This window comes from Paraburkholderia sp., from assembly GCF_036488505.1.
Lineage (GTDB): Bacteria > Pseudomonadota > Gammaproteobacteria > Burkholderiales > Burkholderiaceae > Paraburkholderia.
Window position 1 is genome coordinate 1 of sequence record NZ_DASXHN010000463.1, and the last position, 22,403, is coordinate 22,403.

At 63.3% G+C, this 22,403-nt stretch carries 19 protein-coding genes; 6 read left to right on the top strand and 13 right to left on the bottom strand.

The annotated features are described in order from the left end of the window. The 4 genes from VGH68_RS26635 to VGH68_RS26650 all read right to left on the bottom strand — a co-directional run. Positions 1–998 (bottom strand): MOSC domain-containing protein (locus VGH68_RS26635; protein WP_331606710.1); only part of this gene is annotated, 998 nt, incomplete at its 3' end. Positions 999–1,180: 182 nt separating this feature from the next. Beyond that, positions 1,181–1,657: an SRPBCC family protein gene (locus VGH68_RS26640; protein WP_331606711.1), complete on the bottom strand. Its 477-nt coding sequence runs from the start codon at positions 1,655–1,657 to the stop codon at positions 1,181–1,183. Continuing rightward, a complete protein-coding gene (locus VGH68_RS26645) occupies positions 1,654–1,986 on the bottom strand; it encodes a metalloregulator ArsR/SmtB family transcription factor (protein WP_331606712.1) in 333 nt (110 codons plus the stop codon). The genes VGH68_RS26640 and VGH68_RS26645 overlap by 4 nt, the downstream gene beginning before the upstream one ends. Positions 1,987–2,184: 198 nt before the next feature. Then, positions 2,185–2,988 carry an EAL domain-containing protein gene (locus VGH68_RS26650; protein ID WP_331606713.1) on the bottom strand — a complete coding sequence of 268 codons (804 nt, stop codon included), beginning with the start codon at positions 2,986–2,988 and terminating at the stop codon, positions 2,185–2,187. Between the two features lie 1,164 nt (positions 2,989–4,152). Between VGH68_RS26650 and VGH68_RS26655 the strand changes: the two genes are divergently transcribed. Both VGH68_RS26655 and VGH68_RS26660 read left to right on the top strand, forming a co-directional pair. Next, positions 4,153–4,923: a response regulator transcription factor gene (locus tag VGH68_RS26655; RefSeq protein ID WP_331606714.1), complete on the top strand. Its 771-nt coding sequence runs from the start codon at positions 4,153–4,155 to the stop codon at positions 4,921–4,923. Positions 4,924–5,044: 121 nt separating this feature from the next. Then, positions 5,045–7,822, top strand: a complete 2,778-nt coding sequence (locus tag VGH68_RS26660; RefSeq protein WP_331606716.1) for a LuxR C-terminal-related transcriptional regulator — start codon at positions 5,045–5,047, stop codon at positions 7,820–7,822. 111 nt (positions 7,823–7,933) lie between these two features. Here VGH68_RS26660 and VGH68_RS26665 read toward each other — a convergent pair whose 3' ends face one another. Further along, positions 7,934–8,644: a response regulator transcription factor gene (locus tag VGH68_RS26665; RefSeq protein ID WP_331606718.1), complete on the bottom strand. Its 711-nt coding sequence runs from the start codon at positions 8,642–8,644 to the stop codon at positions 7,934–7,936. A 618-nt stretch (positions 8,645–9,262) separates the two neighbouring features. On the opposite strand from VGH68_RS26665, the gene VGH68_RS26670 reads away from it, so the two are divergent. From VGH68_RS26670 to VGH68_RS26685, 4 genes are all read left to right on the top strand, one after another. After that, positions 9,263–10,471: a M23 family metallopeptidase gene (locus VGH68_RS26670; RefSeq protein WP_331606719.1), complete on the top strand. Its 1,209-nt coding sequence runs from the start codon at positions 9,263–9,265 to the stop codon at positions 10,469–10,471. 624 nt (positions 10,472–11,095) lie between these two features. Continuing rightward, entirely contained in the window at positions 11,096–11,680 is a 585-nt protein-coding gene (locus VGH68_RS26675; protein WP_331606720.1) for a helix-turn-helix domain-containing protein, read from the top strand. A gap of 176 nt (positions 11,681–11,856) precedes the next feature. After that, positions 11,857–12,210: a hypothetical protein gene (locus VGH68_RS26680; RefSeq protein ID WP_331606721.1), complete on the top strand. Its 354-nt coding sequence runs from the start codon at positions 11,857–11,859 to the stop codon at positions 12,208–12,210. Positions 12,211–12,553: 343 nt separating this feature from the next. Continuing rightward, the gene (locus tag VGH68_RS26685) at positions 12,554–13,231 is read left to right on the top strand and encodes a YoaK family protein (RefSeq protein WP_331606722.1); all 678 of its coding nucleotides are present in this window, start codon (positions 12,554–12,556) and stop codon (positions 13,229–13,231) included. Here VGH68_RS26685 and VGH68_RS26690 read toward each other — a convergent pair. The 8 genes from VGH68_RS26690 to VGH68_RS26725 are packed head-to-tail and all read right to left on the bottom strand — an operon-like array spanning position 13,228 to position 22,343. After that, positions 13,228–14,211, bottom strand: coding sequence for a UDP-glucuronic acid decarboxylase family protein (locus VGH68_RS26690; RefSeq protein WP_331606723.1), 984 nt, complete (start codon positions 14,209–14,211; stop codon positions 13,228–13,230). The two genes, VGH68_RS26685 and VGH68_RS26690, sit on opposite strands and share 4 nt — an antisense overlap. A gap of 37 nt (positions 14,212–14,248) precedes the next feature. Then, entirely contained in the window at positions 14,249–15,205 is a 957-nt protein-coding gene (locus tag VGH68_RS26695; protein WP_331606724.1) for a glycosyltransferase family 4 protein, read from the bottom strand. After that, positions 15,195–16,334: a glycosyltransferase family 9 protein gene (locus VGH68_RS26700; protein WP_331606725.1), complete on the bottom strand. Its 1,140-nt coding sequence runs from the start codon at positions 16,332–16,334 to the stop codon at positions 15,195–15,197. Before VGH68_RS26700 ends, VGH68_RS26695 begins: the two co-directional genes overlap by 11 nt. After that, positions 16,331–17,410, bottom strand: coding sequence for a glycosyltransferase (locus VGH68_RS26705; RefSeq protein ID WP_331606726.1), 1,080 nt, complete (start codon positions 17,408–17,410; stop codon positions 16,331–16,333). Before VGH68_RS26705 ends, VGH68_RS26700 begins: the two co-directional genes overlap by 4 nt. Further along, the gene (locus VGH68_RS26710; protein WP_331606727.1) at positions 17,407–19,152 is read right to left on the bottom strand and encodes a carbamoyltransferase family protein; all 1,746 of its coding nucleotides are present in this window, start codon (positions 19,150–19,152) and stop codon (positions 17,407–17,409) included. Before VGH68_RS26710 ends, VGH68_RS26705 begins: the two co-directional genes overlap by 4 nt. Positions 19,153–19,174: 22 nt before the next feature. Beyond that, positions 19,175–20,407, bottom strand: a complete 1,233-nt coding sequence (waaF, locus tag VGH68_RS26715) for a lipopolysaccharide heptosyltransferase II (RefSeq protein ID WP_331606728.1) — start codon at positions 20,405–20,407, stop codon at positions 19,175–19,177. Beyond that, the gene (locus tag VGH68_RS26720) at positions 20,404–21,006 is read right to left on the bottom strand and encodes an HAD-IIIA family hydrolase (protein ID WP_331606729.1); all 603 of its coding nucleotides are present in this window, start codon (positions 21,004–21,006) and stop codon (positions 20,404–20,406) included. The genes waaF and VGH68_RS26720 overlap by 4 nt, the downstream gene beginning before the upstream one ends. Positions 21,007–21,014: 8 nt before the next feature. After that, positions 21,015–22,343 (bottom strand): glycosyltransferase family 1 protein, encoded by a 1,329-nt coding sequence (locus VGH68_RS26725; RefSeq protein ID WP_331606730.1) that lies wholly within the window; start codon positions 22,341–22,343, stop codon positions 21,015–21,017. Positions 22,344–22,403 lie beyond the last annotated feature (60 nt).

The following is a 22,403-nucleotide window of genomic DNA, read 5'->3' on the forward strand; positions in this document are numbered from 1 at the left end:
GAACTGACGTCGTGCACGTCGCCCACGCGCAGACGCTCGCGCAGATAAGTGCCCGCCGCACCGTTCGGCTCGGTCTTCACGCTGATGCGGTAGCGTTCTGTCGAGAGCGCGCCCGACAGCGAGTAACTGCGCAATAGCGGCGCGCCGCCTGGCACGCGTTGAAGACGGAGGACCACGTATTGGCCGGGCAGCGCGCGTGGTAGCGGTTGATTGTCGGTGGCTCGTAGCGTCAGTGACAGCACGTCCGCGCACTCTTCGTCGATAGCCGTCACCTCGAGCGGGCGAAATCCGGCTGCCACCGGATGCGAGGCGCCCGCGGGCGCGAGGCCCGCGTTGCCGCTTGTCGCACCTGCGCTCTGGCTTCGCAGCAGCGCGTCGAACGAGCCGCGCCATCCGGGCGACAACGCGTCGATCCGCAATGCGCGTTCGAGCCGATCGCGCGGATGATCCGACGAGTACAGCAATGCGTTGATTTGCGCGACGCTGATGCGCTCGCCAGCCTCGCCGACCTTGACGATTTCGTCGTCCGCCGTGACGTCGCCTTCGCTCAGCACCCGGAAGTAAAAGCCGGGCCGTCCACTCGATGTCAGCAGCGCCGGCATGCGCGGCTCATTCATCCGGATACCGACGCGATAGCAGGTGACGCGCGGCTGGGTCACTTCGAACAGCGCGCTGCCGATCCGATAGCGGTCGCCGATGCAGACGGTGGAGTCAGGCAGCCCGTCGATCGTGAAGTTTTCGCCGAACTGCCCGTACACAAAGTCGGTCCGCTTCAGTTGCGCCTGCCAGTAGCGATACGACTCGATCTGATAGACGAACACCGCGCGCTGCTCGCCGCCATGTCCGGCCAGATCGCCTTGTCCGTCGCCGGCGAGATTCAGACGGCCGGCCCGGCAGCGGCCACGTACTGCGCTTTTCCAGATTCCGGTGTGAACGGTGCGGCCGTTCCATTCGATGTCGCGTGGCAGGCCGACATTCACCGACAGCAGTTGGGCCATGCTTGTGCTCCTTCGCAGGCATGCGAGTGCGAGGCTTCGGTCCTACGTCAGTTCTGGGCGGATTTCGCCGCGCCTGCTCCGCGTGATCGGCTCGTCGCGCCCGGGCTGACCGCCTGCCGATGCGACGACGGAAGAGCGCTTGTAACAGCCTGGCACGGACGCGATCGATTCGAAACGGCGTTTTATTGCTTTGCCACTGCGGCACTGTCAGCCGGATACGGTTGCTGCATCACGACCGAGCCGGTCTCCAGCAACGACTTCAGATTGGACATGATCTTCGGCCAGCCGCCCGACACCGCTTCGATGAGCTTCGACGGATCGCGCTCGATCGTGTGCGTGATCGAGAGCTTGACCGCCGCGCCGAGCGGTTCGAGTTCCATCGTACAGCGCGAATCGCCTTCGGCGGTGAGCTCCGGCTGGTTCTGATGCCGCCAGCGGATCTTGAGACGCCGTGGCCGCTCCACCTCGATGATCTCGCCCGCGTCGAAGATCTGCCCGCTGGGCGACACGAGCTGCCATGGCGAGCCCGCGGTCCATCCGCTTTCGCAGTGCATGCCGAACCAGTACTGCTTCATGAACTCCACGTCGGTCAATGCAGACCACAACTTCTCCGGCGTGGTTCGGATGTAAGTAACGTATACAAAGGTCGATCGGGTCATTTGTCCTTCTCCAGTCGTCGTTTCAGATTCGATAGCGCTTTGAGGCGCGGCTTTTCGAACTTGGCAATCCAGCGCTCGTAGATTGCCTGCAGCGGTACGGGATTCAGGAAGTGCAACTTTTCGCGACCACGCCGCATCGTGACGACGAGCTTCGCCGCCTCTAGCAGACTCAGATGCTGTGTGACGCCTTGCCGCGTCATGTCGAGGTGCTCGCACAGATCGTTGAGCGTCTGGCCGTCGTTCGCGTGCAGCAGATCCAGCAACTTGCGGCGGCTCGGGTCTGCGAGTGCTTTGAACAGCAGGTCGGTGTTTTCGGGGCGTTCGGCCATCGAGGACGACAGGCAAGTAATCTATTGCGTGGAATATAGGCAATGGATTGCTTGCATGTCAAGCGGGGCGGATTCGATTTCGCGGCAACGTTCTTCAACGTGCCGCGAGTTCGTGAAAGCGATGGAGTCGCGGTGTTGACCCGCGGGTCTTGTGACGCCCCACGGGTGGCCATGGGTGTCTGGCGATCGGCGTGCTGGTTAGTGAATCATGCCGTGCATTGCGACGAGCTCGCCGATCTGCTCCTGCGGGACCGGGGCTGAAATGTAATAGCCCTGGCAATCGATCTGTTCGATGGTCCTGACCCATGCGAACTGTTCGGCCGTCTCGATACCTTCGATGACGACCCGCTTTCCCAACCGCTGTCCCAACTCGATCAGCGATTCGACAACGACCTTTGAATTCGCATTCTCCTGAATGCGGTACATGAATCCGCGGTCCAGCTTCAACGTATCGACACCGAGACGGTGAAGAATCGCAAGCGACCAGCAACCTGCGCCGAAATCGTCGATTGCAACGCTGATGCCCGACTCTTTCAGCGATTCCACGGCCGACGCGAGTTTGTCGATCGGGCCCGGATCGGTTGTTTCCGTGAGTTCGATCTGTAGCCGTGAAGTTTCCACCGAACGGCTGCAACAGAGCGCGGAGAGTTCGCTGGCGAGGCCGGGGCGGCCGATTTCAGCAGCGGGAAGATTGACGGCCAGCGAAAGCCTGCCGTACCCGCGCGCGGTCCAATCGGCGAGTGTGCGGGCCGCTTGCGCCACGACGAAGTCGGTGAAGCTGCCGGTCAGCGGAGAGTCTTCTACCAGGTGGATGAAAGAGGCCGGCGATAACACGCCGAGCGACGGATGGTTCCATCGCAGAAGCGATTCGAAACCCGACAACCGGCCTTCGGCCATTCGCAGTTTGGGTTGGTAGACAAAGAAAAACTCGCTTTTGGCGAGCCCGCGTTGGGCGTCGTCGATCGTGCAGAGGGTGGGAGCGGGCGGCGTGAGGAGTTTCATGGCGGTCTTCGATGCGCTTATGCTGCAAGTCTCGTATTCCGACCGACCTGTCGACCGGAATTCCGCGATGCCTGGAATTTCGAATCGGCAAGTGCATGCTTTTCGATGTCAGTTTCCTGCGGTTTTCGTGAATTGCTTCATGTGTTGGTACATCCGTGAGCCAATCGTCACAAAATGCTTTGTTCGACCGGTCGTTTGTGATTTGAATCGTAGCGAAGCCGTTGCGTGGCGGTGTGAATAATTGAAAAGGTGCGATCGGAGATAACGCTTGTCGTAATTGCAGGCGGTCGGTGGGCTGATTTGACAACTCATTTAAGAATGCCCGATCGCGCGCGTGATCGTTATTGACGATTGGGGGGGGCATGTGAACGTTGGTGGGCCACCTGTAAATCGTTGCGGAACATCAGAGTTCACAATTATTGGCAACGGCGAATGCAGCGCTCGATATGATTCGCTCGCGATGGGGGCCAGTCACGCAGATGCGCGGAACTTGGGCTATGCATTGCGAACGAGGTAAGTCGATAGGTTTCCAGGGCAGCAGTTCGGCGGCACGCTGGCCGATGGCCCGTTGCCTTGCGACGCGAAGACAGGCGGCAGCGTCGTCGACTTTATGCGGATCCCGGGGGGTGGCTGGTTCGATCGTTTGCCGCCGACCCACTGGGGGGTGGGGCATGACAACATCGATACATGATCGCCGCGGGTGCCGAGCGAACCAGCGCGCTCATCGGCGGGTTTTCCTTATGGCACAGCGGTGGAGCTACCTGCGAAGTTGCCACTTACGGCCCCGCGACGAATCCAGTGACGTGGGCGGCTATGCGTCTCAGATACCGAGTTTCTCGCCGCCGGGCTCGTTGCGTTGCTGAAGAGGGGGTCGTCAACGGAAATCACCCCCCGTCAAAAAGCGCCATACCCCCTCCCCGAAGGGGGGGCTTTGAAAGACGGCTGCCTCTATCGTGTTTTCACAAAGTTCACAAAGCAAACGGGCCCGCCGCCGGCGACGGTTCGAAGCCCAATCGTTTGCGGGTGTGATTTTTCATGAAAGTTTTTCGGCACGCTTGACTCAATTCCCCGTGCAGCCGGAGGGTCGGTTTTGCACGCTTTCGCCGCGTTGTCGAGGGAATCGGGTTGTCGGTCCGGGGGCGAAAGATAAAGGTGGCAAATCAAATGAATATCCTGTTAGTGGAAGACGATCCCGCACAAGCCGATGCTGCTGAAAAGGCAATCCGGCAAGCTGGACATGTGGTGCATAGAGTTGCTCACGGTCAGGGCGCGATTACTTTTCTCGAGGCTAACGAGGTCGATCTGGTGGTGCTCGATTGGGAATTGCCCGGCGTGAGCGGATTCGAGGTGCTGTACTGGATGCGCCGTAATCTGGGCCGCGAACCGGCCGTGCTGTTCCTGACCAGCCGGATTCTGGAAGTCGACATCGTGAGGGCGCTCGACGCCGGCGCCGATGATTACGTCATCAAGCCGTTCCGTACAAAAGAGTTGGTGGCGCGGATGAGCGCGCTATTGCGTCGTACCCGGCGCAGCGAAAAGATCGAAACCGCGATATCCGTCGGGCCCTACGTGTTTGACATCACGCAGCGCAGCGTATTTCTTCACGGCCAACCGATCCTGTTGACCGAAAAGGAATTCGACGTTGCCGCATATTTCTTCGGCAACGTTGGCCGGGTGGTGTCCAAACGGCTTCTGGCCAAGCTTTCCTGGGGCCGGGAGCTGGACAGCACTTCTCGCACGATCGACACGCATATCTATCGGCTCAGGCGCAAGCTCGCTCTGGGTCCGCATAACGGTGTTCGTTTGACGACGGTCTATACGCACGGATACCGGCTCGATGAGGTGGAGGTTCCCGCTGCGGTAACGCAAATATCCACGGGCGCCGAGCCGGAAGACCACGCCGAGCGCAATGACCGGTCGCAGCAGGGCGCCTGAGCCGTTTGCCAGGCGCCGGCGCGCCGCTCGACATTGAGTCGTAGTCAGGTTCGGCGTATCTTAAATCCACTTACACTGATCCATCGATACCTCTCACGGCTAGTCGGTGTGATGAACAAGCATGAATACACCTTTAAATAGCTTCGATCGCGAATGGATCGTGTCACTGATCCAGACCAAGATGATGCCGCCGCGTCTTCCTGCCGGGTGCGTACAACGGCCCGAATTACTCCGTCTGCTCGACGAACGACGCCCGCATCATGTGACGCTCGTGATTGCGCCTGCGGGTTTCGGCAAGACGACGCTGCTCGCGGCCTGGAGTGATCTGCAGTCGAAAAAGAAGCGTCCGGTCGCGTGGCTCAGTGTCGACGGCGAGGACGACGATGCGCAGCAATTCTGTGCGTATCTGGTTGCGGCGTTTTGCCGTGCGTCGAAAGACATCGCATGGCAGGCGCAACAAATCCTCGATAACGATGCGCGTACGTCGGCCAGAACGATCATCTCAGTGCTGCTGAACGGAATCGCCGCATACAACCGCAGTGTCTTTCTGGTACTCGATGACGTCGACCGCTTGAGCGCCGAGCCCGTCCTTGCGGTCGTTGCGCGTTTGCTGCGCTACGCTCCGGAGAACCTGCACGTGCTGCTCGGCGCGCGAGGCGAGCCGGCATTGACGCTCGGGGAACTGAGATCGCCCGAGAAGCTGACTCGCGTGAATGCCGACGATCTGCGCTTTTCGATCGATGATGCACAAGCGTTTTTCGACCGCGCGAGTATCGTGCCGCTTGGCCGCAATAGCGTCGAGTTGTTGAACCGGGCAACCGAAGGATGGGTTGCCGGTCTGCAATTGGCCGCTCTTGCGCTGAGTCAGGTAGACGATGCGGCCGCGCTTGCCAACAATCTTTCCGGATCTCGCTTCGGAATAGATCGCTACCTGAACGACACGGTGTTTGCGCAATTGCCAAAGCCGATGCTGACTTTTCTGCTGTCGACGTCGATTCTCGAGCGGCTTACCGCCACGTTGTGCGACGAGGTGGTGGGCGATGAGGGCGGCAGCGGGCAGAAGCTGGACTGGCTCGAACGGCACAACGTATTCATTCGGCCGCTCGACGAAACACAAAACTGGTATCGCTATCACGCGTTGTTATCCGATGCGCTCAGACGACGTCTTGTCCGTCAGGCGCCGCAGCACGTTCCATTGCTGCATCGCCGCGCATCTCGGTGGTTCGCGCGCGAACGCCTGTGGCCCGAGGCGGTTCGACATGCGCTGGTGGCGGGCGACATCGAGCAGGCGGCGCAGTGGGCTGAGAACTGCGCGATGGAGATGCTCGAACGCGGCGATCACCACAGGTTGCAAGGATGGATCGGCAAACTTCCGCCGGATGTCATCCGCGGCCGGCGGCGACTGCGTCTTGCGAGCGCATGGGCGCTCGCGGTCTCGTTCGAAACAGCGCGCGCTTCAAGTGAAATCAGCGCGATTGCGGAAGACGTGGAACGCATGCAGCGTGACGATCCGGCGGTGGTCACCGAAGCAGAATGGGTCGAACTCGACGCGGTCAGCGCGCTGGTGGCAAGCATCGGTGACGACAGCGAGCGAGCGCTCGAACTAGGTAGCGCCGTCGGGGCATCGACGGCGCCCGTGCCGCAATGGGCACGGCACTTCGCGCAAAGCGCTCAAATTTTCGGCTTGATATATAGAGGACAGTTCAACCAGATATCCCGTACATGGAAAGCAGCGGCCGATCAGATCCAGCACGGCCAAACGCCGAATTATTCGGACATGCTTCGCGACGCGGTGTACGGTCTCGCCGCGCTCGTCTATGGCGAGCTTCCCGATGCAAAGCGGATTTTCGAAGCCACGCTGCAGCGCGCGGAAGGCATTCTAGGTGAATCAGCCGCGGGCGTCGCGGCGCTGGCGGGGTGCCTTGCGTCGATCTACTACGAGTGCAATGAACTGTCCAAAGCGCGCAACATGATCGCGGGTCGCATGCCGGTGATGTTGGAGACCGCGCCGCTCGCCGCGCTGATCCGCTGTACGGTGTGCGCATCACGCGTGCTCTGGCGCGATGGCGACAAGGGCGCGGCGCTGGCGGTTCTCGAAGACGGTCGACAGGCCGCGATAGCACGTCGATGGCTGCGTCTGAAGCTGGCCTGCGATGCCGAAACCGTCAGACAGCTCCTCGCCGACGGCCATATCGCCGAAGCCAGACAGATCGCCGACGAACTGAGCGCGACCGTACCGATGATGTGCGAAGGGCGACGCGGGTCCGCGATGGAGACCTGGACGAGTTACTGCGTGCTGCAGGCCAGGGTTCTGCTTGCCGAAAATGCCGCGGAGCGCGCGATTGATTTTCTGTCGCGGTTGCTGGAGAACCTGATCGCAATAGGCTGGCGCTATGCCGAGTCGAGTGTGTCGCTGCTACTTGCTGTCGCGCACGAGCAGCTCGGTGCATCCGAAGACGCGCTTGCAGCGCTAAAAAGCGCACTGCGAATCGGAAACAAAATCGGCATGATCAATGGTTTCGTCGACGAAGGGCCGATGGTTCGTGCGTTACTGCAACGGGCTCGCCGCGCGTCATCGGAATTCTCGGCGGAGGAGGCCGCTTACATCGATACGTTGCTGTCGGCTTTCGATCAGCTGAACAAGACACCCCCTGCACCGCCGAGGTATGCACAGATGAAGACGATGTCGGCTGCATTGAGCGCGAGAGAACTGGAAATACTGAGCCACGTCGCTCGCGGTCTGTCGAATAAGGAAATTGGCCGGCAGTTGAATCTGGCGCCCGAAACGGTCAAATGGCACATGAAGAACGTTTTCGAAAAACTGAACGTGAGTTCCCGATTCGAAGCCGTGCAGAGTGCGTTCGGCGTTGAGCCCGAGGGGCGGGGCGGAATCGCGTAAAGCTGCGACGCCCAACTGCGCGCAGCGTTCGTGCGGACGATCGTCGAAATATGACCGCTCGTCGGCACGAACCGCTGTAAAAGCGCAGCCGTTCGCGCGGGAACTGCGACGCTAGTAATTCACGTCCGCAGCCGCTGCGTCCGCTCGGTCATCGCCAGCACGATTGCCGTGTTTCTCCGCGTACGCGGCACCGATCGAGTACTTGATCAGTTCGGTGTCGCTATCCACCCCGAGCTTGCGCATCGCGCTGGCTTTCTGCGAGCTGATGGTCTGTTTGCTGCGCTTGAGCTGCGCCGAAATTTCATTGACCGAAAGTCCGGACACAAACAACCGCACCACTTCGGATTCGCGGGCGGTCAGTGCGCGGTTACTGGAGCCCGACGCTTCGAGGTCGAGTTGCCAGACGATCTTCGCGATGGCCGGGGAGAAATAACGCCCCTTTGCATAGGCGCCGTGAATGGCGGCGATCAGATGATCGTTAGCATCGGTCTTGCTCAGAATGCATTGAATGCCCAGTCCGAGCAGGGCTCGAATAACGCCGGGGTTGTCAATCATCGACAATATGACGATCCGCGTAGTTGGATACCGGCGCTGCAAGAACGAAAACAACGTGATGCCGTCGCCGTAATCGCCACCTGGCATCGCGTAATCCGAGACCAGTACATCGCACGGCTGTTTGCCCAGCGCGGCAAGCAATTCGGTGGAATTGGCCGCCGAGTCGATAACTTTCAGCGTGCGATACTCCTTGAGCGTATAGAGCAATCCGGCAACAACTGCGGGGTGATCATCGGCGAGCATGACCCGGATGGCGAAATCATCCATCTGAAAACGTCCTTTGTTCTGGAATGCGACGGCAGGCTGTTCGCTCGGGTTCGTGAGTCGATCTGTCCGTCCAGATTTAATCTTTATCGAAAATTCTTGAAGTTTTAGCAATTGGAGATGAACCCCAATCAGACGATCGCGTACGCAACGCACTATTGATCGTGCGGGTTCGTATACTGATGCGAAATCGGGAAATGAGCAATAGGTTGAGAGATTTGCTTGCTCAGCCACGAGAAATAGCACGCAAAAATAAGAAAAAAACAGAAAAGTCTTAGATTTATACAGGTAGTGATCCCGGACGACTCGTAGTATTTCGTATTAGTCAGAACATGAATCCAGGCGGGTCACGTGCCCCGTTGGACGACTCTATCTTAAATTTGAGGGCGGCGTCTGGCGGAGGAACCGAACAAACGCGGCTTCACCGCAAACGCTGACTTAATCGAAACAGTGCGCACCAAGCGAATCATTCAATTGAATTTCATCCGTTTTTGGTTTTTATTATCGGGCGATTATTTGATGAATCGTTTTGTCGGTTACGCGATTTGAAGTACCTGTCGTAATTTAGAGATTTTCCGATCGAGATGCCTCGTCACCTATTCTGTTGAGTACGAGTTCAATATGAAACTGCTTTATTCCACGCTTTTGCGACGTCGCCAGAAAGAATCTGCTGCTAATTGTGCTAACCCAATCGCACCGGATAGACCGTCGAGCCAGCTTCGGCCGACGGTTCGATTGTCCACTATCGTTGGTGCAATCGGCACGCTGTTCGCGCTGGGTTTGCTATCGCACAGCGCAGCCCTGTCACCGCGAGCCGAAGCAGGACTTGCATCGGGCGCTGCACCTTCATGCGTCACGTCTACCCGGCTGGCGACGGGATTGCCAGACGCCGGACAGCTTCCCGGATGCGCATTTGCGAATGGAGGACCGACGTCGATAGCTGCTTCGCTGTCCAATAGCAAAAGTGTCGAGAAGGACCAAAGCCTCGTCGTGCGAAGCGGAAAAATAACCGGCAATCTGCGCGACACGCTCAAAGACGTAGATCTTCCCATCGGTGTCGCCGATCAGGTGTTCGGGATCTTCGGTCCAGCGCTGTCAACCAACGCGAAGCCGGGAAAAGAAGATCGCTATCGGATTCTTTACGAACGCGAATATCGCGGAAAGTCACCGCGAGTCGTCGCCGTCGATATCACGTACAACGGTAGCAAGCATCAGGTAGCGTGGTTCCCGGGCACGGATGGAAAAGACGGTAAGTACTATTCCTTCGATGGCACTTCGGTGCCGGCGTCCAGATTCGCGCTGCCGGTCAGGTACACCCGCATTAGCTCGCGCTTCGGACCGAGAATCCATCCGGTGCGCCACGAACATCACGGGCACAGCGGCGTCGATTTTGCCGCTCCGGCCGGCACACCGGTCGTCGCGGCGGCGGACGGCACGGTGCAATTCGTCGGCAGCGGCGCAGGCTACGGCAACTACGTGGCAGTTCGCCATCGCGACGGATACACGACCTACTATGGGCACCTGTCTAGATTCGCGGCACGGTTGCGCACCGGCATGCCGGTGAAGCAGGGCGACGCGCTTGGTGAAGTCGGCAGCACAGGCACGGCGACCGGGCCACATCTGCATTTCGAGTTGCGCGCGAACAACCGGCCTACAGATCCGCTAGCGCAAATGGGGACTCGGTTCACCGAGCGCCTGGACGGCAACGACCGCAGATCCTTCGGTGATCGGGTCAGCGATATCCGCCTCCGCTTTGCACAAGCCGACGGCGCACATTCGCTTGCGAACGCGTCAGAGGCATCAGGCTCTTCCCCGTCACAGGTTTCATAACGCCCCGGCGCGCGCCCGTCGATCAACCGTCCCTGGCGACGGAGATTGACGGAGGCGATGTGAAACGGCGCGCAGGCTCGCAACCTGGCAATCTTGGTGGATTGTTCAAATCCCTCGATCTCTTCTGTTTTAACTGCGTCTCCAGTTGCGTCGCCATTCGACTGCGAAGACGCGCCAGCGAACCGATATCCCACGCAAAGTCCTCCTCATCAGCCCACCGATCCTGTCGGCGCGACGACCCAGGTTCGAATGCGCCAGTAAGATCGACCAGGCGGAGCGGCAACCGAACGCGGCCGCTTATGGTATGACGTATCGACGATGCCAAAGGGCGGCCTGACAGCCCGCCCCGCCGCGATGAGTCACGCCGCACGCAGCGCCACCTGACTGACGAATGCATATCGGGGATACGAATCAGGAACGCATATTGCAGCACTTTCATGGTTGCCCGGCGCGAGTCACGGGCTCACTCATACCAGAAGCCGCCGCGGCTGCAGGCCGGCCAGCCCCAGCCTGAACCCCGCCCGCGCGAAAGCGCCGACACATTGCGTGGAGACCGACACCGATGCGTAAAACGCCGCGAATGAGCCAATCGCCATTAGCGGATTGCGATGACGGAAAGCTGACGTGGAAAAAGTTCATATCTACCTGTTTGATGCCCACGACGTCGCGAAGCGCGAGCAGGCGCTGATCCGGCTCGACAAAGCGGGCTATATGGTGACGCTCGCGCGGCTGGCGACGGAAGATCTGCCGACTTATACGCCGGCGCGCGAACGGCCGGAACTGCAGAGCCTGCTCAGGAGGCTTGCGCCCCGCGATACGCTCGTGGTGCTCGAGCTGGCCGCGCTCGGTTGTAACGCCCGCGACATTCTTTCGACCGTCATGCAATGCCGGAAAGCCGACGTTCTGCTGCGGTGCGTCGAAGTCGGCCATACCGACCTCGCCGCGCGACCGGAACCCGCGGCGGTCAAAGCGTTGCGCGCACTGGTAAGGCTCGACGCGACGTGCCGCAGTCTGCGCAGCCGCGACAGCCTCGCGGCCGTGCGCGCAGCGGGCAAACACACGGGCAGGCCGCCGTCGCTGTCCGAACAACAGCGCGAGCGAATCTTGCAATCGCTCGGCGGCGGGCAGTCGGTCAGCGAAGTCGCACGTCGCTTCGGCACGTCGCGACAGACCGTGATGCGGATTCGCGCCGATGCGCCTGCCGCGTAGCACCTGCTTCATTGCGCGAAAGTCGCGTACCGCGAAACACTAACCAGGATGCACTAGCGACGTACTGGCGCGCACATCGCGCCAACGGCTCGGCGCACGACGACTGTCCGGTCAACCGGCGATGCGCACCCGCCGCACATGTCCACAAGCGTCTCGTTACGGTCAGCCACCGGCGCTTGGCGCTGAAAGCTCGCGCAGCTAACCTCAATGAGGCCGCAACGATGATTCGTGTTGGTCTCAACGGAGGCGCGGCATATCGCCGTGTTGAAGCCGTGAACGTGAAACGTCTGACGATCTATGCCAGCCCAGGCCCGCTGCGCGTCATCGCAGTGTGGAAAAGTCTGATCGAGCATCAGGTACAGGTATGCGGATGGTCCGCACACATAAATTGCGCTGGCGGGCAGGAGTCGCTGAGCGTGGACCTTGTCGATTGTCCGCCGGATCGCCTCGCAATCATCTCCGCGGCCTTGAGCGCGGGAACGATGACGGTGCTGATGGGCGACACCGAGTCGGCTAGCCGGCACGTTTGATCCCTATCCCTCCGCGCGCGTAACCAGCGCGTCCGCGTGATGCGGTCGAGTTTGCAGTACGCCATTGCCCGTTCGCCCTTCGCGGCATGGCTTTTTGAGCTGCGCCTGTGGCAAAGCTCCCCGGCGGCCCTCGTGGCCGCTTTTTTTATCTCTTGCTGAAGTGCTAGCGCTCGCCTACCTCGACGCGCAGCGCACGCTAACCCGTTTGCTTTTCTGACTCGCGCACCGGTACGGCACTTGCTCGCCACGCATCCCGCACCCGCGCGCATCGCGGTCCCTCGCAGCGATTCGGCAGGCCTCATGCGGCCACGTCGTTGCTCGCGCACAGTCGGAGACACCGCCATTGACCAGCACGCCCACGCCAAATCACACGCTGGCGCAATCGATCACGCGCGCCGTGCTGCTTTCCGCAGCGGCGGGCTATGTCGAAGTCATCGGCTACCTCGATTTCAACGGACGTTACCCGGGCATCATGACCGGCAACACGGTGCAGTTCGGTTATGCGGCGATCTCGCGCGACTGGGCTGCGGCGGCCGCGTTTGGCGTCGTGCTCGCGCTGTTCTTCGCCGGCTGCCTGTGCGGGGGCATCGCGCGGCGCGTGTTGTCGGCGCCGCGCTATCTGCTGCTCGGGATAGCGGCGGTCGTCGCAGTGGCGGACCTATTGCGGGCCAATGCGGCGCTGCATCTACCCGGCGAGTTACCGTTGCTGGCACTCGCCATGGCGATGCAAGGCGAGACGATGGCGCGTTTCGGCGGCCAGTCGATTCAGACGATCGTCGTGACGACCAACATCGTGAAATGCGCGGATGCGCTGGTCGCCGCGGCGAGCGCGGCCAGGCGGCGCAGCGGCGCATCGCGGGACGCGCTGCGTACCGCCGCGTTGCCGGGCTGCGCGTGGCTTGGTTACAGCGGCGGCGTGATAGCCGGCGCGATCGCGCGTAACGCCGTCACGCATCCATTGCTTGTCGCCGCGTTCATGTTTGTTTGCGTCGCGCTCGGCTATTGGCGCGACGACTTTTAATGAACCGCTTGCACCGGGACAGCATCGCCGGCCGCCAGCTTGGCACGGAAGTAACGCGCGGTGCGCAACAGCCCGTCGTCGAGCGACGTAGACGGCTGCCAACCCAGCAACTGGCGCGCACGCCCAATATCCGGCTGACGATGCCACGGGTCATCCGCCGGCAACGGACGCGACTCCAGCGGTGAAGCGGACCTCGTCACCGCGACGATGCGCTGCGCGATCTCGTTCATCGTGACCTCGTGCGGGTTGCCGAGATTGACCGGGCCGCCCGGATCATCCGCGCAGTTCATCAAGCGGATAAATGCATCGATCATGTCGTCGACATAGCAGAACGAGCGGGTCTGCGTGCCGTCGCCGTACACCGTCAGCGGTTCACCGCGCAGCGCCTGCATCATGAAGTTCGACACGACCCGGCCATCGGCCGGATGCATGCGCGGTCCATAGGTGTTGAAAATGCGCGCGATCCGAATCGACAGTCCATGCTGGCGGCGGTAATCCATGAACAGCGTCTCCGCGCAGCGCTTGCCTTCGTCGTAGCATGAGCGCGGACCGATCGGGTTCACATGGCCCCAGTAGTCCTCCTTCTGTGGATGCACGAGCGCGTCGCCATACACTTCGCTCGTCGATGCCTGGAAGATGCGCGCCTTCACGCGCTTCGCGAGTCCGAGCATATTGATCGCGCCATGCACGCTGGTCTTGGTGGTCTGCACCGGATCGTACTGGTAGTGAATCGGCGAGGCCGGGCACGCGAGGTTATAGATTTCGTCGACTTCCACATAGAGCGGAAAGGTCACGTCATGACGCATCAACTCGAAGTTCGCGCAGTCGAGCAGATGCGCGATGTTGTCCTTCGTGCCGGTATAAAAGTTATCGACGCACAGCACGTCGTGCCCTTGCGCGACCAGCCGCTCGCACAGATGCGAGCCGAGAAAGCCGGCGCCGCCCGTGACCAGAATGCGCTTGCGGGTGAGTTCTTTCATGATGCGTTGTCCTTTTAGTTATCCGTTGAACGTGGAATCACGCGGTGACCTGCAGCAGCGCCTCGTGCCACTGCTGCGCGAAACGGTCGATATGAAAGCGCTCCAGCGCGGTGCGCCGCGCGCCTTCACCGAGACGGCGCGCTTCGCCGGGGTCGCGCAGCAGTTCCTGCATCACATCGACGAGCGCGTCGACATCCGTATGCACGAAACCGTTTTCGCCGTTGCGAATCACGGTGGCCAGCTCGGTCGTTGCCAGACCGACGATCGGTATGCCGATCGTCATCGCCTCGACGATCGCGAGGCCGAGACTCGTCCAGCGGATCGGATTGAAAAAGAAGCGGTAGCGCGCGCTGAACTCGGCCAGCTCGAGATTGCCGATTTCGCCGATGCCGCCGAGCCGCTCCGCGTCCATGCCAACGAGATCGAGCGGTACGCGCGTGCGGGTTTCGCTGAACACATCCGCGCCGAGCCGCCTGCCGCGCTGCGCGAGATGATTGACGACCACGATCCCGCGTTCCAGTTCGCCGCTATAGCGCACGCCTTCGGGCACGACGACGCCATGCTCGATCACCTGCGTGGGGGTGACGCCGCTATCCCACATCAGCCTGTTGAAATGCGTGACGTGAACCAGCAAGGTGCCGGGATCATCGACCCAATGCCACTGCTGGAACGGATTGTCCTGCGGCGGGTCGTGCTCGACATAGACCCTCGGCAGATGCCGTTGCGCGTCGCTCAGCACGTGCTCGCGATCGTGGTCCCACTGCGTACGGTGCTGGTACAGCACCACGTCGAACTGCTGGTTGCGCACCTCGTCGATCGGAATCTCGTGCACGTTATCGCCCCACGGCAACACGCCGACCTTGCCCGCATAGCCCGGCGGGTGACCGGGCTTCGTGACCAGATAGAAATCGTGCGGCGCCTGGCTCAGGTAGTACAGATAGTTGCCGTGTACGTGCCAGGTCAGCACGCGCAGACGGCGGCAGTTACGTAGCATGGTGCAACTCCTCGAAAGACGGCGAATCGATGCAGACATGCAATGCGCCGGGCGTGCCCGGGTGTGCGCCGGCGACCTGCGCGAGCTGATCCCGCGCCGTTTCGGCCACGTGTTCGACGCTGATATTCATTGCGCACGGATGACCATACGGGCAGTCGCGGAACATGCACGGCCGGCACGGCGGATAGTCGGCGAGCACGCGATGGCGCGCATGATCGAGCGGCGCCCAGCGCCGCGTATCGCTGCCGGAGGCGACGACCACCGACGCGGTCGCCATCGCGGCCGCAATGTGCGAGATGCCGGTGTCGTTGCACACCACCAGCTGCGCCTGCGCCACCAGCGCGGCGAGTCCACCGAGCGAGGTCGCGCCCGCGAGATGCAAAGCGGGCGCACTCATCGCGCCGAGCACCGCACAGGTCAATGGCGCTTCGGCGGCGGTGCCGGTGATCGCGATCTGCCAGCCTGCGGCAGCCAGCCCGTCGGCCACCGCCGCAAAGCGCTCGGCGGGCCAGCGGCGCGACGGCAATTGCGCGCCGGGATGAATCAGCACGAGCCGCTGCACTTCGATACCGTGCTTCGCGCGCAATTCGGCGAATTCGTCGTGATCTCGCGCGGTGAGCGGGAAACTTAGCCGCCGGTCCGTGGCCGGTGCGCCGAGCGCGCTCGTCAGCGCGAGATAGCGCTCGGGTTCGGGCAGTTCGTCGGGCCAGTCGATGAAGCAGCCGTGCCGGTGCGCTTCGTCGGGCTGCAAGAAGCCGGCGTTCGCGCGTGCGCCCAGCTGTTGCAGAAGCTCGTTCGCGACCCCGCCGCTGCCGTGCAACTGGATCGCGAGATCGAAACGGCGCGCGCGCATCTGCGAGAAGAACGCGGGCAAGCCGTCATCCGATTCCGCTTGCTCCGGAAAACCGACCGCGCCCGGAAACACGATCAGTTCATCGACCAGATCCGCATAGCGATCGACGAACGCGTGCGCCCACGGCAGTCCGATCAGCGCGATGTGCGCATCCGGCGCCGCGTCGCGCAGCGCGCGCAGCGCGGGCACCGCGCACAGCATGTCGCCGAGTTGCAGTGCGCGGAACACGACGATACGGCGCGGCGCGAGCGCCGCCAGCAACGAGGGGGCGGTCATGGAAAGAACACCTTGAAACGGACGGCGCCATAAAGGCGCCAGAAGATCGACAGAAACGGAATCGGGATCGACGTCCAGATCATCTCGGCGACGTGCCGCCAGTGGCGATCGCGGCCGCGCAGCCGCAGCGCGCAGAAATAGCCGGTGAGCGCGCACCACACGACGAGCCCGGCGCACGCGATCGCCGCATTGCGAAGCAAGCCGCCGACGAGCGTCGCCAGTGCCGCGCCGAGAATCGCGTAGTACAGCAACGGCGGTCGCGCGGCGATGCGCGCCTTGAACAGTTCAGGATGCTTGCGGTAAAGCAGTGCGTCGAACTGGCTTTTCTTCTGCTGCGCGATGCTCACGCCCCAGCGCGCGGGCCGCACCGGGTGAACGACGATCGCATCGGTGGCGCGCACGATCTCGCCGCCCGCGCGCAGCAGCGTGAATTGCAGGTCGGAGTCCTCGCGCCACGCCGACGTGAAGCGTTCGTCGAAACCGCCCGCCGCGGCGAGCGCCGCGCGCGTGACGAACACATTCGCGGTCGCGAACTCCGCGCGCGCGAGGCCGCTCGCGTCCGCTTCGTAATCGGTCGGCAGTTCGGGCAGCGGCACCACGATCGTTCCCGACGCGGCCGCCGCGCCGTGCGACAGCGCCGCGACGCCGGCCGCCAGCCAGTGCGGGTGGGGCAGCGTATCGTCGTCGGTGAATGCGATCAGCGCCGCGCGCGCGTACTGCCAGCCCGCATTGCGCGCGCCGGCCGGACCCTGGGTGCGCGTGACCGGCAGGTAGTGCACTTCGAGCCCGCGCGCGGCCTGCGCTTGCGCGAAGCGTTCGACGCACGCGCGCGTCGCTTCGTCGGGGCCGTCGTCGCAAATCACGAGTTCATAGCGGCTGGCTGGAAAGTCCTGCGCGGCCAGCGCATCGAGGCACGCGGCCAGCATCGCGGGGCGGCGATAGGTCGGCACCACCACGGAGACATCGGGCTGCTGCGGCAGCGGGCTGGCAAAGCCGGAGTCCTCGACATCCACGAGGCTGCGCGAGGCCACCCCGTTGCCGTGCGGCGCGCAAGGACCGAGCGCGGAAGCTCTCATGGGCGCGCCTCCGCCTTTTCGACAACGAACGGTCCGATCACCAGCGCGTCGAGCGGCGAGGTCCAGAACGACTCGACCGCGTCGCGGGGCGAATTGACCATCGGCTCGCCGCGCGTATTGAACGACGTATTCACGAGTATCGGCACGCCGGTGCGCTGCCGGAACGCGTCCAGCAGATCGTAGTAGAGCGGGTGCTGCGCGCGGTTGATGGTCTGCACGCGCGCGGTGCCATCAACGTGGCGCACGGCCGGAATGCGCGCGGCCTTGTCGGCCCGCACGTCGAACACGAACAGCATGAACGGTGCGGTTTGCCCGTTCACGAACCATTCGTTCGCATGGTCTTCCATCACGACCGGCGCGACCGGGCGGAAGTCCTCGCGATCCTTGATCTCGTTGAGCTTCGCCTGCATCTGCGGATCGACCGGCGACGCGAGAATCGAGCGCGCACCGAGCGCACGCGGCCCGAACTCCGTGCGGCCCTGATACCAGCCGATCACCTTGCCGCTCGCGAGCAGATCGGCGGTTTCACCGGCGATATCGTCGAGCCGCCGGTACGGCACTTTCGACCAGCGCAGGAACTGTTCGATTTCCGCCTCGCCGTACTCCGGGCCGAGGTACGCGTGATCCATGCGCCAGTGGCGCGCGCGATCGCCGCGCGCGGCCCGCTCTCGGTAGTCGGTCCACAGCGCCGCGCCGAGCGCGGTACCGGCGTCGCCCGATGCCGGTTGCACCCACACTTCGGTGAAGGGCCCCGCGTCGCGCACCTTCGAATTCATTACGCAGTTCAGCGCGACGCCGCCCGCCATGCACAGCTTGCTCAAACCGGTTTGCCGATGCAGCCAGTTCGCGAGTTCGAGCACGGTTTCCTCGAGCACCTTCTGCAACGAATGGGCGATATCGAAGTGGCGTTGTTCGAGCGGGCCGCCGCGTTCGCGCGCCGGGCCGAAGCGTTCGGTCAGACGCGGCGCGTCGACGGTATAGCTGCCGTCCTGCCGATAGCGGACGATCTCGCGAAACACGTCCACATAGACCGGTTTGCCGAACGACGCGAGCGCCATCACCTTGTACTCGTCCGATGAATGGAGAAAGCCGAGCCAGTCGGTGACCGCTTCGTAGAGCAGCCCCAGCGAATGCGGCAGTTCGACCTGCTTCAGACGCTTGTATTCGCCGCCGACGAATTGCCCCATGCTGGTCGTCACGCCTTCGCCGCGGCCGTCCATCGTCAGCACCGCGGTATCGTCGAACGGCGCCGCGAGAAACGCGCTCGCTTCATGCGCGAGGTGATGTTCGACGAAGTGCCACGCGAAGCCGTGCTCGCGGTCCACGCGCTGAAAGCGCTTGCGCAGATGATGCGGCGCGCCGTCGAGCAACTGTCCCTTGGCATTGGCGATATAGCTGAGAAACAACGGATCCCACGGCGACGCCGATGGGTTGGCCAGTTGCGTGCCGGCCGGATCGAACGGCAGTTCGATCGTCGCGCCGGGCCGCTTCGGCATCCCGCCGAACAGCGCGGGGTCGTACGAGTACGCGACATGGTCGACGTCGGCGAGCGTAATGCCGGCCGCTTTCAGACAGTAGTCGATCGCATCGAACGGCAATTGCCACGTCGAAAAAGGCACCGGGCGTTTCGCATGCTTGACGTGCGTGAAGCGTTCGTCTTCGGCGGCGGCGAGCACCACACCGTCTTTCAGCAGGGCGGCGGCACTGTCGTGATAGACCGCATTGATTCCGAGTGTGTACATGGCGTTCGCGATGAAAGAGGGTTCAGGAAAGGGTGGGCTGATCGCTGAGCGACGGCGCGGTGTCGCAAGCCTCGTCCGCGCCAGCCGGTTCGTCGCTAGCCGGCACGCGTGCCGCGCGTAATTCGAGTGCCGCGTGCACGACTTCGCTGGTCGGCACCCCGAGCAGACACGGGTGATGCGCGTGCGGACACACGCTGCGATAACACCAGCGGCATTCGACGTCGCGATACAGCACCCGCTGTGCCGTTTGCCAAGGGGTGTGCTGCGGATTGGTCAACGCGTACAGATCGACGACCGGCGTGCCGAGCGCGGATGCGAGATGTACCGGGCCGCTATTGTTGGACACCAGCACGCTCGCGCGCTCGATCAGCGCGGCCAGTTCGGCGAGCGTCAGCGCGCCGCTCAGATCGTGCAGCAGCGCGCGCACGTCCGGCGCAGTGGAGCGCATCACCGTATCAACGAGCCCGCGTTCGCTCGCGCTGCCCGTGATCAGCACCGGCGCGCCGGTGCGACGTGCAAGCTGTGTCGCGACCTCGCCGAAACGCTCGGGCGGATAACGGCGCGACGAGGCGGTCGCGCCCGGATGCAGCACGATCCACGCCGCGCCGGGTGCGACGCCGAGCGCGGCGAGCCGCGCATCGAGCGATTGCCGCGCGGCGGGCGACACGCGAAAGCGCATGCGCGTGTCGCTCGCCTGCGCACCGACGTGCCGCACCAGATCGAGCTGGCGCTGCACCTCGTGGCGCGTGCGCTGCTGCGGTTCCGGTTCGCGCAGCCAGTCGGTCAGCAGCGCATACGGGTTCTCGCGGCAATGCGCGAGCCGGCGTGGAATGCCCGCGAGATAACACAGCATCGCGGCGGGCAGCGGGCTCTGGCTATACACGGTGAAAATCACCGCGGCGTCGAAGCCGCCGTCGCGCAGCCGCTGCTGCATCCGGTGGTCGTCGAGTAATGAGCGCGTGCCGGGCAGCGGCTGCGCGACCCACGGCGCGTCGTATTCGATCACGTCGTCCACATCGTCGAGAAACGGCGCCAGTGCGACGCCACTGCGCGACGCGAGCAGCGTGATATGCCGGTCTTCGCCGGACTCGCGCAACGCATGCAGCGCGGGGGTCGTCATCAGCACGTCGCCGAGGTTATCGAGCCGCACGCACAGAATGCGCTTCACGTCGTTGCGCCAGCAGGCCGGCTCCGACGTGTCGGGCACGCGCGCGTGAGCGCGCGTGGGCGGCGCGAGCGGCAGCCATGCATTCATCGGAGCGCCTCCTCGCGGCGCGCTGCGGCGCCGGGCGGCAGCCCGTGCAGCACGACGATCTGCGCGGCCTCGTGCAGATCGGCGGCGCGCGCGCTGGGCACACGTGCAGCGCTCATATTCCATTCGGTTTCGTGGCCGTTGTCGAGCAGCACGGTGCGGCAGCCGGCGCGGTTGCCCGCTTCGACATCGTCGAGAATGTCGCCGATGAACCAGCTTTGCGCGAGGTCGAGCCGATGCTCGCGGGCCGCGCGCAGCAACATGCCGGGCGCGGGCTTGCGGCAGTCGCACACGAGCGCGTAGCGCGCGACGCTACCGGCCGGATGATGCGGGCACCAGTAGACACCGCCGAGTGTCGCGCCGCATTCGGCAAAGAGCTGTTGCAGGCGCCGTTCGACGTCCTGCAACGCTGCGGGCAGGAACTTGCCCAGCGCGACGCCCGCCTGATTGCTGATCACGAACAACGCGAACGGACACGCGGCGAGCAAAGCCAGCGCCTCACGCGCGCCTGGCGCGAGCCGCATCAATGCCGGGTCGACGTTGTACGGCACGTCTTCCAGCAGCGTGCCGTCCTTGTCGAGAAACACAGCGGGTTGCGTCATATCGAGCGTCACCGCCAGCGCGACGAGGTACCACCCGCCGCGCGCCTCGGCGCTTGTGCCTGCTCGGCTGCCGCCGCCGCGGTGGCCTCGCCAGTGGGCTCTTTCGCCGGTGCGAGCCTGGCCGCCTGCGCGTAGAGCCGCGCCAGCGCATCGCTGACCCCGCGCCACGTAAACTCCGCGCGCGCCCGCGCCAGCCCCGCTTCGCCCATCCGGCGCGCGAGCGCGGGGTCGCGCCGCAATTGGTCGAGGCGTGCGGCCAGCGCATGCGGATCGTGCGGTGGCACCAGAAAGCCGGTCTCGCCGTCGGCCACCGAATAACGGATGCCGCCCACGTCGGCGCCGATCACCGGCGTCGCGCACGCCATCGCCTCGACCGGCGTGATGCCGAACGGCTCGTACCACGGCGTCGTCACGAATACGTCGGCGGCGCTATAAAAGTAACGCAGCCGTTTGCGGCCGCGCCGGCCGACGAAGGTCGTCTCGTTCGCGACCCCGCATTCGCTCGCGATAGCGCGCAGACGCGCGATCTCCGGTGTCGCGAGTTCGTTGGGGGCATCCGAATTGCCGCCCACCACATAGAGCCGCGCGGGTGCGTGAAACGTCTGCTTCAAGACGCCGACCCCACGCACCACGTTGTCGATGCCTTTGCGCCGCACCAGCCGGCCCAACTGCAACACGATGAATTCATCGCGCGGCCAGCCTAGCGCGTCGCGCGCGGCGCCGCGCTCGACCGGTCTGAACTCGTCGGCGTCGAAGCCGCACGGCACGATGCGGATGCGCGCAGCGTCGGCGCGGTAGTGCTCGAGCAGATCGGCGTGATCCTGCGGACATTCGGCGACGACCAGGTCCGAGTGCGCGACCAGTTCGTCTTCGATCGCAAAGCGCGCGTCGGGAAAGCCGTCGTTCTCGCCCTGGTGGATGCGCCGCACGCGCCCGAGCGCATGGAAGGTGGTGACGAGCGGCACGCCGAGCGCCGCCTTGACCTTCAGCGCGGCCAGCCCGGACATGAAGAAGTTCGCGTGCATCACGTCGTACGGCTGCGGTTCGCGGCGAAAGAACTCGATCAGAAACGCGGCGAACTCGTCCATGAACGGCAGCAGCTGTTCCTTCGGTAACTGCTTCGGTGGCCCCGCGGGCACGTGGATCACGCGCGCGCCGTCCATCTCGACGCTGAGCGGCAGCAGCGCGCGATCGCGGCGCGTGAACACGTCGACCTGATGGCCCATCTCCACGAGCTGACGCGCGACGTTCGCGACATAGATGTTCTGCCCGCCACTATCGACGCCGCCTGCGACAGCCAGAGGCGATGCGTGTTCACTGATCAGAGCGATTTTCATTGATGTTCCTTCGCAAGAGGGACCGTGACGGATTCGAGACGTCGGTAACCGCGCCGAGCA

Bases quoted from the DNA above. Each gene is read 5' to 3' on its own strand.
- VGH68_RS26640 (WP_331606711.1), bottom strand. From the start codon at position 1,657: ATGACCCGATCGACCTTTGTATACGTTACTTACATCCGAACCACGCCG.
- VGH68_RS26645 (WP_331606712.1), bottom strand. From the start codon at position 1,986: ATGGCCGAACGCCCCGAAAACACCGACCTGCTGTTCAAAGCACTCGCA.
- VGH68_RS26650 (WP_331606713.1), bottom strand. From the start codon at position 2,988: ATGAAACTCCTCACGCCGCCCGCTCCCACCCTCTGCACGATCGACGAC.
- VGH68_RS26655 (WP_331606714.1), top strand. From the start codon at position 4,153: ATGAATATCCTGTTAGTGGAAGACGATCCCGCACAAGCCGATGCTGCT.
- VGH68_RS26660 (WP_331606716.1), top strand. From the start codon at position 5,045: ATGAATACACCTTTAAATAGCTTCGATCGCGAATGGATCGTGTCACTG.
- VGH68_RS26665 (WP_331606718.1), bottom strand. From the start codon at position 8,644: ATGGATGATTTCGCCATCCGGGTCATGCTCGCCGATGATCACCCCGCA.
- VGH68_RS26670 (WP_331606719.1), top strand. From the start codon at position 9,263: ATGAAACTGCTTTATTCCACGCTTTTGCGACGTCGCCAGAAAGAATCT.
- VGH68_RS26690 (WP_331606723.1), bottom strand. From the start codon at position 14,211: ATGAAAGAACTCACCCGCAAGCGCATTCTGGTCACGGGCGGCGCCGGC.
- VGH68_RS26695 (WP_331606724.1), bottom strand. From the start codon at position 15,205: ATGCTACGTAACTGCCGCCGTCTGCGCGTGCTGACCTGGCACGTACAC.
- VGH68_RS26700 (WP_331606725.1), bottom strand. From the start codon at position 16,334: ATGACCGCCCCCTCGTTGCTGGCGGCGCTCGCGCCGCGCCGTATCGTC.
- VGH68_RS26705 (WP_331606726.1), bottom strand. From the start codon at position 17,410: ATGAGAGCTTCCGCGCTCGGTCCTTGCGCGCCGCACGGCAACGGGGTG.
- VGH68_RS26710 (WP_331606727.1), bottom strand. From the start codon at position 19,152: ATGTACACACTCGGAATCAATGCGGTCTATCACGACAGTGCCGCCGCC.
- waaF (WP_331606728.1), bottom strand. From the start codon at position 20,407: ATGAATGCATGGCTGCCGCTCGCGCCGCCCACGCGCGCTCACGCGCGC.
- VGH68_RS26720 (WP_331606729.1), bottom strand. From the start codon at position 21,006: ATGACGCAACCCGCTGTGTTTCTCGACAAGGACGGCACGCTGCTGGAA.
- VGH68_RS26725 (WP_331606730.1), bottom strand. From the start codon at position 22,343: ATGAAAATCGCTCTGATCAGTGAACACGCATCGCCTCTGGCTGTCGCA.